Genomic DNA, 16677 nt, shown 5'->3' on the forward strand with positions numbered 1-16677 from the left:
TAGACGATTGAGTCTGATCAGGTGGACAAAAAGATCGACCGCCAGAATCCACTCGAGGGGCTGCGAAGGCATTCGGGGAAATGCGGAGGTGCGAGCCGCCTCACAGCGGTTCGACTCGCAGGATCACACCATCCTGCCCCGTCACGCGCACTTGATGGCCCGCTGGCAGGTCGGGACCACTGACCAGCCACAGGCTGTCGCCGGCCCTGATCTTGCCGCGCCCTCCCGCGATGGCTTCATGCAGCACGAAGCTGCGGCCGATCAACTCGCTGCCGCGGTTGTTCAGCCCGGGCACGTCGGAAAGCTTGCTGGCGCTGCGCTGGCGTTGCCACCAGACCACTGCGGTGAGTACCGAGAGCACGGCGAAGACCAGAAACTGCCAGGCCCACGGCAGCTCCGGGAACAGGTAGGTGAGCACGCCGACACCGGCGGCGGCCATGCCGATCCACAGCAGGTAGCCACCGGCGCCGAACACTTCGAGGATCAGCAGAACGGCAGCAAAGGCTAGCCAGTCCCAGAACGACAGGTGCTGCAGGTAGTCGATCATTTTGCCGTGCCATCCTTGTCGAACGTCGAGCGAACGATCTCGCCGATGCCGCCGACCGCGCCGATTACCTGGCTGGCCTCCAGCGGCATCAGGATCACCTTGCTATTGTCGGCCGCGGCCAGTTGGCCGAGGGCGTCGATGTATTTCTGCGCGACGAAATAGTTGACCGCCTGCACGTTGCCGCTGGCGATCGCCTCGGAGACCATGCGCGTGGCCTCGGCTTCGGCCTGGGCGGCGCGCTCACGGGCCTCGGCTTCGAGGAAGGCGGCCTGGCGTTCGCCTTCGGCTTCGAGAATCTGTGCCTGCTTCTTGCCCTCGGCGGTAAGAATGGCGGCCTGCCGCATGCCTTCGGCCTCGAGGATCTGGGCGCGCTTGATGCGCTCGGCCTTCATCTGTCCGGACATGGCCGCCATTAGGTCTTCGGGCGGGCTGATGTCCTTGATCTCGATGCGGGTGATCTTGATGCCCCAGGGCGCGGTGGCTTCATCCACGGTGCGCAGCAGGCGCTCGTTGATCGCGTCGCGCTGGCCGAGCATGGCGTCCAGTTCCATGGAGCCGAGCACGGTGCGGATGTTGGTCATCACCAGGTTGCGGATGGCGTGTTCGAGGTTGTTCACCTCGTAAGCCGCCTGCGCCGAGTTGATGATCTGGAAGAAGCAGATTGCGTCGATCTGTACCGTGGCGTTGTCGGCGGTGATGACTTCCTGAGGCGGAATGTCGAGCACGTTTTCCATCACGTTGAGCTTGCGGCCGATGCGGTCCATCACCGGCACGATGATGTTGAGCCCCGGTTTGAGCGTGGTGGTGTAGCGGCCAAAGCGCTCTACCGTCCATTGGTAACCCTGCGGCACCACCTTGAAACCCATGAACACGATGGCCACGGCCAGGCCGACGAAAACAAAGATAAAACCACCTATTTCCATGTCACTGCTTCCTGTGTGTATGCGGCCGTGTCTTGGCCGGCGATGTGGCGAGCGGATGGCGCGGCCAGTGCGGCGATCAGCGCCGGGTCGCGGTTGTAGATGTCCGGCAGGTAGCGCAGCGCGCCACTGGCGTCGGCCTCTACCGTCCAGTAGGCGATCAGCAGGGGGGCTGCGGTGCTCAGGCGGTAGCTTTGGGTCTTGCCGTTGGCCAGGCGCGACTGCACGGCAGTCAGCTCCTCAGGTGGCAGCAGCCAGGCTAGCAGGTTGTCCACCGCCTCGACCCGGACGCAGCCGGAGCTGAAGAAGCGCGGGGATTTGTCGAACAGCGCCTGGCTGGGGGTGTCGTGCAGGTACACCGAGAAGGGGTTGTCGAAACGCAGCGCCACACGTCCCAGCGGGTTGCGGCTGCCGGCAGCCTGGCGCAGCAGGATCGCGCCCGGGCTGCTCCAGTCGACCTGTTCGGGATCAAGGCGGTTACCGCTGCGGTCGTAGACGCTCATCTCGTGCTGATCGAGGTAGCCCAGGTCGGCACGGATCGCCGGCAGCTTGTCTTCGCGCAGGATGGTCGGCGGCACGGTCCAGGTGGGATTGAGGGTCAGGCGCACGATGCGCGAGGCCAGCAAGGGGGTGGCGCGCTCCGGGCGACCGACCTGGGTGCGAGTGCGCCAGATTTCGCTGCCGTTCTCGATCACGTGCAGCTCGGCGGCGGCGACGTTGATCACCACCTTGGCCTGGCTCAGGTCGTCGGCGATGCGGCGCAGACGCTCCAGGTTCGCGCGCAGTTGGTCGCGGCGGGTCAGGGCGTCGACATTGAGCTCGCCCAGGCTGGCCGGGCCGAGGATACCGTCCGGCTTGAGGCCGTGGCGCTGCTGAAAACTCTGCAGCGCGGCCACGCTGGCGGGGTCGAAGTGCGGGCCTTCGGCCAGCGGCTCGTTCAGGTAACCTTCGGCGGCCAGGCGCGCGCGCAGCAGCGGCAGGCGCGCATCGTTGCCGCCGGGTTTCAGCAGCGGTCCGCCGGGCAGTGGCTGCCAGTGCCCGGCAGGCTGCAGACGCGCCACGGCATAAGCGCTACGCAGCAGCCTGTATTGCGTCAGCGCTGGTCGTGCGGTGGCGAAGGCGCTGGCAATGTCGGCGGTGGCGCTGGCAATCGACAGCACGGCCAGGCGCGGGTCGGCACGTGGTTCTTCGGGAGCATGCCAGATGGTTTCCTGGCGCGAGGCCGGCAGGCGCCCGCCGCGCAAGTGCAGCAGGGCCTGCAGGTAGCTGTTGCTGGCCTGCAGCTCGGCGCAGTCGTCATCACCTTCGCGCAGGGGATAGTCGGCTGGGTCGAGGCCGTCGTCGGCCAATTGTTGCAGTTGTTCGCGCAGGTGCTGCCGCTGGTCGTGATCACGCCAGGCCGGGCGGCCTTCGCGCAGTCGGTAGAAGTCGTTGAGCAGCAGTTTGGTGGCATCGTCTAGGCTGCTTTCTAGGGGCGCGCACAGTGGCGCAGGCGCCGCCTGTAGAGGGAGCTGGCCGACCGGTACCTCTATGGCGTGGGCGACCAGCGGTAAGGTGAGCAAGACTATGCTCGGGTAGGATGCACATTTTTTGAACAACATACTGCTCCAATCCATGGCTCAGTGCGCACGCGAAGGCGGCGCCACAACACCAATAAGTATAGGTGGGTCGAAGTTGGATTTGAGGGCCTGTCGTCGCAGCCTCTGCGCACCGACAGCGGTCTTCGGGACAGGACGTCCGGAGCACATGCTTTTAAAGGTAGTAAACGCATGTTCCGACGCTTGAGCCTGTTCTGTCTGGCAGGACTGTGGCTGTGCGCCACGCCGCTGATGGCGGCACCTACGCAGCATGATTCTCTGGTCAGGGACCTTTCCCGCGTCGCCTCCGGGCTCAATCCGCAGGCCCTGCGCGATGCCGTGGCGGCGATGCAATGCGCGGTCAACCATGGCGCGGAGCCCGCGCGTCGCCTGGCCGTGATCGACTATTCCCTGCCGTCCACGGCACGCCGTCTGTGGATCTTCGACCTGCACAGCAAGCGCCTGCTACTGCGTGATTACGTGGCCCATGGCCGTCTGTCGGGCGAGAACATCGCCAACAGCTTCTCCAACCGCCTGGGCAGCTACCAGACCAGCCTCGGTCTGTTTCGCACCGCCGAAAGTTATCGTGGCAAGCACGGCTACTCCCTGCGCATGGACGGCCTGGAGCCAGGTATCAACGACCTGGCCCGCGAGCGCGCCATCGTCATCCATGGTGCGGCCTATGTGAACCCCGCGCTGGTGCGCAAGCAGGGCCGCATCGGCCGCAGCCTGGGTTGCCCGGCGGTCCGTCCGGAAGTGGCGCGGATGGTGGTTGACAAGCTCAAGGGCGGCCAGTTTCTCCTGGCTTGGCACTCCGATCCGCGCTGGTTGAAGCGCTCGGCACTGCTGGCCTGCACGGCGTCGCCGAAGACCCTGCAGCTGGCGAAGCAATAGCGCCTACTTTTGCTCGCTCTGCGGGGTGACCCGCAACACTTCCTCGAGGGTGGTCATGCCGGCGGCGATCTTCTGCGCGCCGGACAGGCGCAGGCTGCGCATGCCGTCCTTGAAGGCTGCGCGGCGCAGCGCGACGAGGTCGGTGTCGGCGGTGATCAGCGGCTTGATGTTGTCGTTCAGCAGCATGATCTCGTAAACCCCGGCACGGCCGCGGTAGCCGGTGTCGCGGCATTCCAGGCAGCCCACTGCGCGGTGCGCCTGGGTCGGCAGGGGTGAACTCCAGGGCCGTGTCAGGCTTTGCCAGTCGTTCTCGCTCAGTTCTACCGGCGCCTTGCAGTGCGGGCACAGGGTGCGTACCAGACGCTGGGCCATCACCCCGAGGATGGTGGCCTTGAGCAGGTAGTGCGGCACGCCCAGCTCGAGCAGGCGGGTAATGGCGCTGGGCGCATCGTTGGTGTGCAGGGTGGAGAGCACCAGGTGGCCGGTCAGTGCCGCCTGGATGGCCATTTCGGCGGTTTCCAGGTCGCGGATCTCGCCGACCATGATGATGTCCGGGTCCTGGCGCATCAGCGCGCGCACGCCGGCGGCGAAGTTGAGGTCGATGTTGTGCTGCACCTGCATCTGGTTGAAGGCCGGTTCGATCATCTCGATCGGGTCTTCGATGGTGCAGACGTTCACTTCCTCGGTCGCCAGCTGCTTGAGCGTGGTGTACAGAGTGGTGGTCTTGCCCGAGCCGGTGGGGCCGGTGACCAGGATGATGCCGTTGGGCTGGTTGGTCATGCTCTCCCAGCGGCGCAGGTCGTCCGGCGAGAAGCCCAGCTGGTCGGGGTTCTTCAGCAGCACCTCGGGGTCGAAGATACGCATCACCATCTTCTCGCCGAAGGCGGTGGGCAGGGTCGACAGGCGCAGTTCCACCTCGCCGCCATCCGGGGTCTTGGTCTTGATCCGGCCGTCCTGCGGCTTGCGCTTTTCGGCGATGTTCATCCGCCCGAGGTTCTTCAGGCGGCTGACCACCGCCATCGTCACCTGGATCGGGAACTGATAGACGTTGTGCAGCACGCCGTCGATGCGAAAGCGCACGGTGCCGATTTCACGCCGTGGCTCGATGTGGATGTCGCTGGCGCGTTGCTGGTAGGCGTACTGGAACAGCCAGTCGACGATATTGACGATGTGCGCGTCGTTGGCGTCCGGCTCCTGGTCGCTGGCGCCCAGGCTGAGCAGCTGCTCGAAGTTGCCCACGTTGCTGGTTTTGATGTCCTGGGCATTGGCACCGCTGACCGAGCGCGCCAGGCGATAGAACTCGGTGGTAAAGCGCTGCAGGTCAACCGGGTTGACCACCACGCGCTTGATCGGCCGTTTCAGCACATGGATCAGGTTGGCTTCCCAGCTGTGCACGTAGGGCTGGGCGCTGGCGATGGTCACCGCCTCGCTGTCCACCGCCACGGCGAGAATCTTGTGGCGCTGGGCAAAGGCGTAGGACATCAGTGGCGTGACCGCCGCCACGTCGATCTTCAGCGGGTCGATGCGCAGGTAGGGCTGGCCGGACTGGTTGGCCAGCCACACGGTCAGGCCTTCCAGGTCGATCTTCTTGCCGGGGCGCTGCAGGTCGTCCAGTTGCTGCGCAGCGAGGAACTCCAGCGGGTGCATCTGTGCGTTGCCGGAGGCACGGCGCAGCACCATGCACTGCTCGGCGTTCTCCTGGGAGACTCGGCCCTGAGCGACCAGGTCGCGGAGGATATCGTTGAGATCGAGCCAGCGATCCTGGGCGGGCGAGGCGAGAACGGACATGGAGCTCCCTTTGTATGGATGACGGGGTGAGCAGCTTATTTCAGCAGCAGCTTCCAAGGTTTGAGCGTGGCCACAGTATGGGCCTGTGCCACGCGGGCGGCCAACACCTCGGCATCCAGCGGTTGCTGGGTCAGCTCATGCAGTTTGCTCATCTCGCCATAGAGGCGGTCGACCTCCGGTACCTCCAGCACCTGGCGGGCCAGGCGCAGCCAGACCTGGATGCGTTCGATGCGCGGCAGCTGCTCGGCCAGGTCTTCCGGTTGCTGCTGGTAGCGCCTGAGCTGCAGCGCGGTGCCTTCTTCGGCGAGCAGATGCGGCAGCCAGTTGCCCAGCACCGCCGCGCCCTGTCGATTGCCGCGCGCGTTGCGCTCGACCGTCCAGCTGCGATTGAGCAACCAGCGCGACAGGCTGAGCGAGAACAGGCCCCAGCGATTGCCCTGCAACTCGGCGGCGAACAGCGCGGGTGCGTTCTGCCGCAGTTCGTCATTGTTCTGGCCGGCCAGCAGGCGCGGGCGCCAGTCGTTCAGCAGGGCATCCAGCGTCTCGCGCAGGTCATGGCTGCTGGCGCGCGGCGCCGCCTGGCCCAGGCTGCCGAGCAGGGCACGCAGCTCGATCAGTCGGTCCAGCCACTGGCTGAGCAGTTTCCAGTGGCCGCTCCAGCGGTACTGTTCGGCCAGGCGCTGGCTGCTGCCGAGCAGGTGCCAGGCGAGGGCGGCGAAGACGTCATCCAGGCTCTGTTCGGCATTTAACTCGGGCGCCGGTAGGGCCAGGCTGTAGCTGGCCGAGTCGAACAGGCGATAGCCGCGTTCGGCCTTGCTGATGTCGCAGGGCATCAGCGGCAGGTCGGCGGCAAGCTCGCAGGCCAGCTCCAGCAGGGCTGCGGGTTGGCCTTCGCGCAGCTCCAGTTCCAGCTCGCAGATTTCCTCTTCGCCTTCGCCGGCGACTACCTTGCCCAGGTCGAGGGCGGCCTCGATCACGGTCTTGGCCTTGCCGCGGCCCCAGGCAATTTCCGCCTTCTCGCGGACGAAGTCGGTGGTGAACAGGGGCTTGAGCTGTTTCTTGTCCAGCTCGGCCAGGCTGGCCGGCCAGCACTCGTCGGTAAGTTTCTTGGTGTCCAGCTTGGCCTTGCTCAGGTGCCAGTCCCACTCGTTGCGCTCCGACAGCCCGGCCACACTCTGGCCTCGGCTTTTCAGCGTCTGGATCACCTGCTCGCCGTCGCGGCGCAGGCGCAGGGCCACGCGGGCCTGCGCCAGGTCACGGTCGAGGGTGTCGAAATATTGATTGAACAGCGGGTGGGACGACCAGCCGGACTTGTTGCGCTTCTTTAGAAGCGGGTGTTCACGTAGGGCCGCCAGGGTTTCGCGGCTGACGCGCAGTTTGATTTCGGTTTCTTTGTTCATGGCAGCGCCTATCATGAAATTGTTGCAGTCCGATGTGTCGCATTGGCCGGCGAGCAAAGCCCACCTATAATTGCGGCCTTTTTCCAGCAGGGGCTTCCCTAAATGCCAACCAATCCCTTTGTCAGCCTGTTCGGTCGTTCGCCGATTGGCCCCATGCAGCAGCACATCGCCAAGGCGCATGAGTGTGCCGCCAACCTGGTGCCGTTTTTCGAGGCGGTCATGGCTCAGGACTGGGCTGAAGTCGCTCGGGTGCAGCAGGAAATGGTGCGTCTGGAGAAGGAAGCCGACAAGCTCAAGAAGAGCGTGCGTCTGAACCTGCCGAAGAGCCTGTTCCTGCCGGTGCCGCGCTCGGACTTGCTTGAGCTGCTCAGTGTACAGGACAAAGTAGCCAATAAAGCCAAGGACATCGCTGGCCTGATGCTAGGCCGCGAGATGGCCATCCCGGCCGAGTTGCAGCCGCTGATCCGCTCCTTCGTGCAGCGCACCGTCGACGCCAGTGCCCAGGCACTGCGAGCGATGAACGAGCTGGATGAGTTGCTGGAAACCGGCTTTGGTGGCCGTGAGGCCAAGCTGGTGGAAACCCTGGTGGAGGAGCTGGACGGTATCGAGGATGACACCGACCGTCTGCAGATCGAGGTGCGCCGCACCCTGTTCAAGCTGGAGAAGGATTTGCCTCCGGTGGACGTGATGTTCCTCTACCAGATCATCGACTGGGTCGGCGAGGTCGCCGACCGTGCCCAGCGTGTGGGCAATCGTCTGGAACAACTGCTGGCGCGTTAAGCGCCAGTGTCCTTCTGGGATAACAGGTAAAACTATTTATGTCTCTTATTGCGGATTACGGCTTCGTACTCCTGGTACTCGCCTGCCTGTTCGGTTTCTTCATGGCCTGGGGGGTTGGCGCCAACGATGTGGCCAATGCCATGGGCACCTCGGTCGGTTCCCGAGCGCTGACCATCAAGCAGGCGATTCTCATCGCCATGGTCTTCGAGTTCTGTGGCGCTTACTTGGCCGGCGGTGAAGTTACCGAGACCATCAAGAACGGCATTGTCGATGCCAGCGTCATTACGCCCGACCTGATGGTGCTGGGTATGATGTCGGCACTCCTGGCTGCCGGCTCCTGGCTGCTGATCGCCTCGACGAAAGGCTGGCCGGTGTCCACCACTCACTCCATCGTCGGCGCGGTGATCGGTTTTGCCGCCGTCGGCGTGTCCCCCGATGCCGTGCACTGGGAGTCGGTCGGCCCCATCGTCGCCAGCTGGGTGGTCTCTCCCGTGCTCTCCGGTCTGGTGGCTTTCGGCCTGTTCATGAGCGTGCAGGCACTGATCATCAACACCGACAGCCCGTTCAAGAACGCCAAGCGCTTCGTGCCGATGTACATGTTCCTCACCGGTTTCATGGTGTCGATCATGACCCTGTCCAAGGGCCTCAAGCACATCGGCCTGAACCTCTCCGGTCAGGAAAGCATCCTGCTGTCGATTGGCATCGGTGGCCTAGTGATGCTGCTAGGTATCGCCATCCTCAGCCGCATCAAGGTCGATGAAGAGGCCGACAAAGCCTTCCACTTCGCCAGTGTCGAACGCGTGTTCGCCGTGCTGATGATCTTCACCGCCTGCTCCATGGCCTTTGCCCACGGTGCCAACGATGTGGCCAATGCCGTTGGCCCGCTGGCCGGTATCGTCGGCGTGATCGAGTCCGGTGGTGCCGCCGAGGTCGCCGCCAAGTCCGCCGTGCCGGGCTGGGTGCTGCTACTCGGTGCCGTCGGTATCGTCATCGGTCTGGCCACCTACGGCTACAAGGTGATCGCCACCATCGGCAAGGAAATCACCGAGCTGACCCCCAGCCGTGGTTTCGCTGCCGAGCTGGCGACCGCCTCCACCGTGGTTGGCGCCTCGGCCATCGGCCTGCCGGTCTCCACCACTCACACCCTGGTGGGTGCCGTGTTGGGTATCGGTATCGCGCGCGGTATTGGCGCGCTGAACCTGGGCGTGATCGGCTCCATCTTCATGTCCTGGCTGATCACTCTGCCGATCGGCGCAGGCCTGTCGATCCTGTTCTTCTTCATCCTGCGCGGCATCTTCCTGTAAGCGGCGGGTTTATTCCGCGGCAACGATGCCCCTATGATGGGGCATCGTCCGTGGAGACCGCCGATGCCGCTTCCCTCGCTCAAGGATCAACTCACCGCGCTGATTGCCGCGCCCTCGGTGAGCTGCACCCAGCCGCACTGGGACCAATCCAATCGCGCCGTCATCGACCTGCTGGCCAGCTGGCTGGCCGAGCTGGGCTTTGCCTGCGAAATTCAGGACGTGGCGCCAGGCAAGGCCAATCTGCTGGCCACCTATGGCAGTGGTCCCGGCGGCCTGGTACTGGCTGGCCATAGCGATACCGTACCTTTCGATGCCGAGCTGTGGCAGAGCGACCCGCTCAAGCTGAACGAGCAGGGCGATCGTTGGGTGGGGCTGGGCGTGTGCGACATGAAAGGCTTCTTTCCGCTCATCATCGAAGCCGTGCGTGAGCTGCTCGATCAGCCGTTCAAGCAGCCGCTGCTGGTGTTGGCGACATGCGACGAGGAAAGCTCGATGTCCGGCGCCCGCGCCCTGGCCGAGGCCGGCAGGCCGCTGGCGCGCGCGGCGGTGATCGGTGAGCCGACGGGCCTGAAGCCGATTCGCCTGCACAAGGGCATCATGATGGAGCGCATCGACATTCTCGGGCAGAGCGGGCACAGCTCCGATCCCAGCCTGGGGCACAGCGCCCTGGAGGCCATGCAGGACGTCATCGGCGAGCTGCGCGTGCTGCGCAGCCAGTGGCAGCGCGAGTTCAACAATCCGCAGTTCACGGTGCCGACGCCGACGCTGAACCTCGGTTGCATTCACGGCGGCGACAACCCCAACCGTATCTGCGGCCAGTGTGCCCTGGAGTTCGATTTGCGCCCGCTGCCGGGCATGGACCCGCAACAGCTGCGCGCGGCGATCAACGCCAAGCTGCGGCCGGTGGCCGAGCGCCATCAGGTACGTATCGATTACGCGCCGCTGTTCGCCAGCGTGCCACCTTTCGAGCAACGCGCCGGCAGCGAGCTGGTGCGGGTGGCCGAAAAGCTCACCGGGCATGCGGCGCAGTCGGTGGCATTTGCCACCGAAGCGCCTTATCTTCAGCAGCTCGGCTGCGAAACCATCGTCCTCGGTCCCGGCGACATCGCGTGTGCCCATCAGCCGAATGAATTTCTCGAGCTGGCGCGTATCGAACCGACTGTGCAGCTGCTGCGCCAGCTGATCCAGCACTACTGCCTGTAACCCCGTCCTGTCATGAAGGAGCATCTGATGTTGCGACGAAGCTAGGCCGACCCTCTTCCCTTTGCCGGAAGCCAATCCCCCTTCGTCTTTTGCTCGACAGGCTTGTACATGCACGACTACGTCAACTGGCTGCGCCACGCTTCCCCCTATATCAACGCCCACCGGGACTGCACCTTCGTGGTGATGCTGCCCGGCGAGGGCGTGGAACATCCGAACTTCGGCAATATCGTTCACGACCTGGTGCTGCTGCACAGCCTCGGTGTGCGTCTGGTGCTGGTGCATGGTTCGCGCCCGCAGATCGAGGCGCGTCTGGCCGAGCGAGGCCTTACCCCGCGCTATCACAAGGACTTGCGCATCACCGATGGCCCGACCCTGGACTGCGTGATCGATGCCGTGGGCAGCCTGCGTATCGCGATCGAGGCGCGCCTGTCGATGGACATGGCCGCCTCGCCGATGCAGGGCTCGCGCCTGCGCGTGTCCGGCGGCAACTTCGTCACCGCGCGGCCGATCGGCGTGGTCGACGGCATCGACTACCACCACACCGGCGAGGTGCGCCGGGTCGACCGCAAGGGCATCGGCCGCCTGCTCGACGAGCGCAGCATCGTGCTGCTTTCGGCGCTGGGTTACTCGCCCACCGGCGAGATCTTCAACCTGGCCTGCGAAGATGTCGCTACCCGCGCGGCCATCGACCTGCAGGCCGACAAGCTGCTGCTGTTCAGCCCCGAGCGCGGGCTGCTCGACGAGCAGGGCAAGCTGGTGCGTGAGCTACGCCCGCAGCAGGTGCCGGCGCACCTGGCCCGCCTCGGCAGTTGCTACCAGGCCGAGTTGCTCGACGCTGCGGCCCAGGCCTGCCGGGCCGGGGTCAAGCGCAGCCATATCGTCAGCTACATGGACAACGGCGCGCTGCTGACCGAGCTGTTCACCCGTGACGGCGGCGGCACCCTGGTCGACCAGGAGCAGTTCGAGTCGCTGCGCGAGGCGACCATCGAGGATGTCGGGGGGCTGATCGAGCTGATCACCCCGCTGGAGGACCAGGGCATCCTGGTGCGTCGCTCGCGTGAGGTGCTGGAGCGCGAGATCGAGCAGTTCAGCATCGTCGAGCGCGACGGTCTGATCATCGCCTGCGCTGCACTGTATCGCCTGGCCGATTCCGATGCCGGCGAGCTGGCCTGCCTGGCGGTGAACCCGGAATACCGCCATGGCGGCCGTGGTGATGAACTGCTGGAGCGCATCGAGGAGCGCGCCCGTGAACAGGGGCTGAAGACCCTGTATGTACTCACCACCCGTACTGCCCACTGGTTCCAGGAGCGTGGCTTTGAACCCAGTGCGGTGGAGCGTCTGCCGGCTTCGCGCGCGTCGCTGTACAACTACCAGCGTAATTCGAAGATCTTCGAGAAAACGCTGTAGGCGTGGGCGACCTTCTGGACAGTGAGTAATGAAAAGGGCCGCATCTGCGGCCCTTTGTATGTGGCGCTGCTCAGGCGCTGCGCCGCTGGTGCAGTTTGAACTGCTCGTTGCCATCGTCCCAGCCCGCTTCCCAGGCGGCGGCCAGCACCTCCGCAGAGTGCGGCTGCTGGTGCAGTGGCTGGCCGGTGAGGCCGGCCATGTAGCCCTGCTGGTAGGCCTTGGCCAGGCTGTCCAGGCTCCAGTCGTGGTTGTCGGTGTCAGGCGTCATGGCGGCGGGTCGGTGCGGATTTCCTCCACAGGCTAGCCGCTGTCGGCGGATCTGGCTGACCGCTGGTCAGGGCCGAACGGTCGAAGTGGCGGAATTGTGACGGACTGCCGCTGTTACGTCGGGCCCGTCACCCAGGTGCCTGATTTCAAACGTCAATATTGAGGATGCTGGCCTGGTAGGCGGCGACAAAGGCATCGAAGTCACCGCTTTCCGCCTGCTCCAGTTCGGTTTGATCGTTCAGCGAGGTGCGGGCCATGGCTTCGAAGTGCGCCTGCTCTGCTGCGCTCAGTGGCTGGGCGCGGAAAGTGGCAGCATGGGCCTTGCTTTGGCGCAGGGCAAAGTCACGGAAGCTTTCCCCGGTAGTTTTCAGCTCGGCCAGCACGCGCGCCGAAGGGGTCAGGCTGACGTCCTCGACCTTGCGTCGCTGCAGGTGCAGAGCCGTCTGGTAGACGTCGCCGCCATGTGCCCGGTCGAGTAGGGCGGCGATAGGCGCGAAGGCGTCCAGCAACTCGCCGGCCCAGGTGCGCAGCTCCACCGATTGGCCGTCACGTTGCAGGTGCAGGCCGGGACGGCGGCCTTCCTTGACCGTCTTGAGGAAGTTGTCGGTGCAGGCGTGGCACTCGTCACTGGCCAGCAGCGGGCTGGCCTGCAGGGCGCAGAACAGGATGAAGGCGTCGAGGAAGCGCGCCTGATCGAGATCAAGACCCAGTGGCAGGTAGGGGTTGATGTCCAGGCAGCGCACTTCCACGTATTGCACGCCACGGCTGCTCAGGGCCTGGATGGGGCGCTCACCGGAACGGGTGACGCGTTTCGGGCGGATGCTCGAGTAGTACTCGTTCTCGATCTGGATGATGTTGGTATTGAGTTGCAGCCACTGGCCGTCGGCGTCCTTGGTGCCGATCTCGGCATAGGGCGCATAGGGCGTGGCGACGGCGGAACGCAGGCTGTCGATGTAGCTGGCCAGGTCGTTGTAGCAGGGCGTCAGCCCGGACTGGGCGCTGCTCTGGTAGCCGAGGTCGCTCATGCGCAGGCTGGTGGCGTATGGCAGGTAGAGGGTATCGGCGTCGAGCGGCTGCAAGTGGTGCGGGCGACCGCGCAGGAAGCTGGCGTCCAGCGCCGGCGAGGCGCCGAACAGGTACATCAGCAGCCAGCTGTAGCGGCGGAAGTTGCGGATCAGCGAGATATAGGCGGCCGACTGGTAATCCTGGAGGCTGCCGGCTTCACCGTCGAGCTGCTGCAACAGCGGCCAGAGTGCCTCGGGCAGGCTGAAGTTGTAGTGGATGCCGGCGATGCACTGCATGGTCTTGCCGTAACGCAGGGCCAGGCCCTGGCGGTACACGTACTTCAGGCGGCCGATATTGGAGCTGCCGTAGCGGGCGATGGGGATATTCGCTTCGTCCGGCAGCAGGCCGGGCATCGACGGGCTCCACAGGTATTCGCCGTGCAGCTGGCTGGCGGCGAAACGGTGGATGCGTTCCAGGTCGGCCAGGGTAGCAGCCGGATCGGCTTCGGCCGGGGTGATGAACTCCAGCAGGGCCTCGGAATAATCGGTGGTGATTTGCCCGTGGGTCAGGGCCGAGCCCAGTGCGCGCGGGTGTTCGCTCTGCGCCAGCTCGCCCTGCTCGGTCACGCGCAGGGTCTCGCGCTCGATACCGTGCAGGCACTGGGTCAGCAGGGGCAGGTGGGCAGTGTCGCCGAGCAAGGCCAGGCGGCGGGAAAGAAGATCGCTCAAAATTCTGGTTCCTTCACTCGACGGTCGCCCCTATATGGGGACGTTGACTCGACTCTGCAAGTCGCTCCGCAGGAAGGCGAGCATGCGCCGAGCAGGGCGCTCGGCGCAATGCCGGGGCGCGACGCTTATTTGCAGATAAAGGTGGCCTGGGCGCTGGCGACCAGCTTGTCGCCCTGGCTGGCGCGCGCTTCGATCACATGCACCTTGCGCCCGGCGTTGATGACCTTGGCAAGGCACACCACCTCACCCTCCTCGACGGCGCGGATGTAGTTGATCTTGCATTCCAGGGTCATGCTGCCGGCCTCGCCGCCGAACAGGCTGTGGCTGGCCTGGCCGAGGGCCGTGTCGAGCAGCGAAAACAGCGCGCCGCCGTGCATGCGTCCGTGCAGGTTGAGCATCTGCTCCTGCATGCTCATGCGCAGCTCGGCCTCGCCATTTTCGGCGCGGATGATGCGGATGCCGAGCAGGCGGCTGAAATTGCTGTCCTTGCCCACCGGGGATTGGTCGCTCATGGGTTACTTCCTCAGTTGCTTGGCGTTGGCGAACAGCGAGGCCATGGCCGCGTTGGTCGGCGCGGGCTTGTCCTGGCTGGAGTGGCGCTCGCTGCGCGGCGGGTTGCCGCCGCGGTTCTGACCGCCACCACGCGGCCCCTCGGTCTTCTGCCCGGGGGTATCGCTCATGCGCATGGACAGGCCGACGCGGTTGCGCGGGATGTCCACTTCCATGACCTTGACCTTGACGATATCGCCGGCCTTCACGACCTCATACGGGTCCTTGACGAACTTCTCCGACAGCGCCGAGATGTGTACCAGACCGTCCTGGTGCACGCCGATGTCGACGAAGGCGCCGAAGTTGGTGACGTTGGTCACCACGCCTTCCAGCACCATGCCCGGCTGCAGGTCCTTGAGGCTCTCGACGCCGTCCTGGAACTCGGCGGTCTTGAACTCCGGACGCGGGTCGCGGCCCGGCTTGTCCAGTTCCTTGAGGATGTCGGTGACGGTCGGCAGGCCGAAGCTCTCGTCGGTGAAACGCTTGGGATCGAGGCTGCGCAGGAAGCTGGAGTCGCCGATCAGCGAGCGGATATCGCGGCCGGTGTCCTGGGCGATGCGCTGCACCAGCGGGTAGGTTTCCGGGTGCACGGCGGAGGCGTCCAGCGGGTTGTCGCCGTTCATCACGCGCAAGAAGCCGGCGGCCTGCTCGAAGGTCTTGTCGCCCAGGCGCGGCACCTTCTTCAGCTCGGCGCGGCTCTTGAACGCGCCATTGGCGTCACGGAACTGCACGATGTTGTTGGCCAGGGTGCTGTTGAGGCCGGAGATGCGCGCCAGCAGGGCGGCGGAGGCGGTGTTCACATCCACGCCGACGGCGTTCACGCAGTCCTCGACTACCGCGTCCAGCGAGCGGGCCAGCTTGAGCTGCGACACGTCGTGCTGGTACTGGCCGACGCCGATGGATTTCGGGTCGATCTTCACCAGTTCGGCCAGTGGGTCCTGCAGGCGGCGGGCGATGCTTACTGCGCCGCGCAGCGATACGTCCATGTCCGGGAATTCGCGGGCGGCCAGCTCGGACGCCGAGTACACCGAGGCGCCGGCCTCGCTGACCATGACCTTGGTCAATTTCAGGCCAGGCACGGCCTTGATCAGGTCGGCGGCCAGCTTGTCGGTCTCGCGGCTGGCGGTGCCGTTGCCGATCGAGATCAGGTCTACCGCGTGCTTGGCGCACAGCTTGGCGAGGATGGCCAGGGTGCCATCCCAGTCGTTGCGCGGCGCGTGCGGGTAGACGGTGGTGGTTTCTAGCACCTTGCCGGTGGCGTCGACCACGGCCACCTTGCAGCCGGTGCGCAGGCCCGGGTCCAGCGCCAGGGTGGCACGCGGGCCGGCCGGGGCAGCCAGCAGCAGGTCGTGCAGGTTGCGGGCGAACACGGTGATCGCCTCGTCCTCGGCCTTCTCGCGCAGCTCGCCGAGCAGGTCGGTTTCCAGGTGGGTATAGAGCTTGACCTTCCAGGTCCAGCGCACCACTTCGCCCAGCCACTTGTCGGCGGCGCGGCCGCGCTGCTCGATGCCGAAACGTTCGGCGATCATCAGCTCGCAGGGGTGCATAGTGCCCGGCGCTTCGTCGCCGACTTTCAGACTGGCACCTAGGATGCCCTCGTTGCGTCCGCGGAAGATCGCCAGGGCGCGGTGCGACGGGGTGTTCTTCAAGGGTTCGTCGTGCTCGAAGTAATCACTGAACTTGGCGCCTTCGGCCTCCTTGCCAGCGACCACGCGGGCGCTGAGGGTGGCTTCGTGCTTCAGGAAGGAGCGCAGCTTGTCGAGCAGGCTGGCATCTTCGGCGAAGCGTTCCATGAGGATGTACTTGGCACCCTCGAGTACGGCCTTGATGTCGGCGAAGCCTTTTTCGGCGTCGATGAAGCGTTCTGCTTCGGCTTCGGGGTTCAGCTCGGGGTTGCCGAACAGCGCGTCGGCCAGCTCGCCAAGGCCTGCTTCCAGGGCAATCTGACCCTTGGTGCGGCGCTTCTGCTTGTACGGCAGGTAGAGGTCTTCCAGGCGAGTCTTGGTATCGGCCAGGTTGATCTCGCGGGTGAGTTCGGGGGTCAGCTTGCCCTGTTCCTCGATGCTGGCGAGGATGGCGGCGCGGCGCTCGTCCAGCTCGCGCAGGTAGCGCAGGCGCTCTTCCAGGTGGCGCAGCTGGGTGTCGTCCAGGCTGCCGGTCACTTCCTTGCGGTAGCGGGCGATGAAGGGCACGGTAGAGCCTTCGTCGAGTAGAGCCACGGCGGCGGCGACCTGTTGCGGGAGGACACCGAGTTCGGCGGCGATACGCTTGTTGATGCTATCCATGAAAACTACCTGCAGCGGAACGG

14 protein-coding genes are annotated in these 16677 nt (G+C 65.1%); 5 read left to right on the forward strand and 9 right to left on the reverse strand.

What is annotated here, in order from left to right; genetic code table 11:
- Positions 1-100 precede the first annotated feature (100 nt).
- From P7A97_RS01515 to P7A97_RS01525, 3 genes are read right to left on the reverse strand one after another with little or no spacing between them, the layout of a single operon-like run.
- The gene (locus P7A97_RS01515; protein ID WP_277688156.1) at positions 101-547 is read right to left on the reverse strand and encodes an NfeD family protein; all 447 of its coding nucleotides are present in this window, start codon (positions 545-547) and stop codon (positions 101-103) included.
- Positions 544-1470: an SPFH domain-containing protein gene (locus P7A97_RS01520; protein ID WP_277688157.1), complete on the reverse strand. Its 927-nt coding sequence runs from the start codon at positions 1468-1470 to the stop codon at positions 544-546. Before P7A97_RS01520 ends, P7A97_RS01515 begins: the two co-directional genes overlap by 4 nt.
- On the reverse strand, positions 1461-3065 hold the full coding sequence (locus tag P7A97_RS01525; protein ID WP_277688371.1) for a L,D-transpeptidase family protein: 1605 nt from the start codon (positions 3063-3065) through the stop codon (positions 1461-1463). The genes P7A97_RS01520 and P7A97_RS01525 overlap by 10 nt, the downstream gene beginning before the upstream one ends.
- Before the next feature lie 171 nt (positions 3066-3236).
- Between P7A97_RS01525 and P7A97_RS01530 the strand changes: the two genes are divergently transcribed.
- Complete coding sequence (locus P7A97_RS01530; RefSeq protein ID WP_277688158.1) at positions 3237-3938, forward strand: murein L,D-transpeptidase catalytic domain family protein; 702 nt, start codon at positions 3237-3239, stop codon at positions 3936-3938.
- Between the two features lie 3 nt (positions 3939-3941).
- Here the strand turns inward: P7A97_RS01530 and P7A97_RS01535 are convergent, their stop codons facing one another.
- Together P7A97_RS01535 and P7A97_RS01540 are read right to left on the reverse strand one after the other, a co-directional pair.
- Positions 3942-5726 (reverse strand): GspE/PulE family protein, encoded by a 1785-nt coding sequence (locus P7A97_RS01535; RefSeq protein ID WP_277688159.1) that lies wholly within the window; start codon positions 5724-5726, stop codon positions 3942-3944.
- A 35-nt stretch (positions 5727-5761) separates the two neighbouring features.
- The gene (locus tag P7A97_RS01540) at positions 5762-7126 is read right to left on the reverse strand and encodes an inorganic triphosphatase (protein WP_277688160.1); all 1365 of its coding nucleotides are present in this window, start codon (positions 7124-7126) and stop codon (positions 5762-5764) included.
- Between the two features lie 102 nt (positions 7127-7228).
- Here P7A97_RS01540 and P7A97_RS01545 point away from each other — a divergent pair, with 102 nt between their 5' ends.
- From P7A97_RS01545 to argA, 4 genes are all read left to right on the forward strand, one after another.
- Positions 7229-7906, forward strand: coding sequence for a TIGR00153 family protein (locus tag P7A97_RS01545; RefSeq protein ID WP_277688161.1), 678 nt, complete (start codon positions 7229-7231; stop codon positions 7904-7906).
- A 38-nt stretch (positions 7907-7944) separates the two neighbouring features.
- Positions 7945-9210: an inorganic phosphate transporter gene (locus P7A97_RS01550; protein WP_277688162.1), complete on the forward strand. Its 1266-nt coding sequence runs from the start codon at positions 7945-7947 to the stop codon at positions 9208-9210.
- Between the two features lie 63 nt (positions 9211-9273).
- Positions 9274-10413: an acetylornithine deacetylase gene (gene argE / locus P7A97_RS01555; RefSeq protein WP_277688163.1), complete on the forward strand. Its 1140-nt coding sequence runs from the start codon at positions 9274-9276 to the stop codon at positions 10411-10413.
- 108 nt (positions 10414-10521) lie between these two features.
- Entirely contained in the window at positions 10522-11820 is a 1299-nt protein-coding gene (gene argA, locus P7A97_RS01560) for an amino-acid N-acetyltransferase (protein WP_277688164.1), read from the forward strand.
- A 70-nt stretch (positions 11821-11890) separates the two neighbouring features.
- Here the strand turns inward: argA and P7A97_RS01565 are convergent, their stop codons facing one another.
- From P7A97_RS01565 to P7A97_RS01580, 4 genes are all read right to left on the reverse strand, one after another.
- The gene (locus P7A97_RS01565; RefSeq protein WP_277688165.1) at positions 11891-12088 is read right to left on the reverse strand and encodes a ribosome modulation factor; all 198 of its coding nucleotides are present in this window, start codon (positions 12086-12088) and stop codon (positions 11891-11893) included.
- Positions 12089-12233: 145 nt separating this feature from the next.
- Positions 12234-13820, reverse strand: a complete 1587-nt coding sequence (gene gshA / locus P7A97_RS01570) for a glutamate--cysteine ligase (protein ID WP_277688166.1) — start codon at positions 13818-13820, stop codon at positions 12234-12236.
- Between the two features lie 125 nt (positions 13821-13945).
- Positions 13946-14332 (reverse strand): PaaI family thioesterase, encoded by a 387-nt coding sequence (locus P7A97_RS01575; protein WP_277688167.1) that lies wholly within the window; start codon positions 14330-14332, stop codon positions 13946-13948.
- A gap of 3 nt (positions 14333-14335) precedes the next feature.
- Positions 14336-16654, reverse strand: a complete 2319-nt coding sequence (locus tag P7A97_RS01580; protein ID WP_277688168.1) for a Tex family protein — start codon at positions 16652-16654, stop codon at positions 14336-14338.
- Between the last annotated feature and the right edge of the window lie 23 nt (positions 16655-16677).

It is taken from the genome of Pseudomonas sp. GOM6 (assembly GCF_029537485.1).
Classification (GTDB): domain Bacteria; phylum Pseudomonadota; class Gammaproteobacteria; order Pseudomonadales; family Pseudomonadaceae; genus Aquipseudomonas.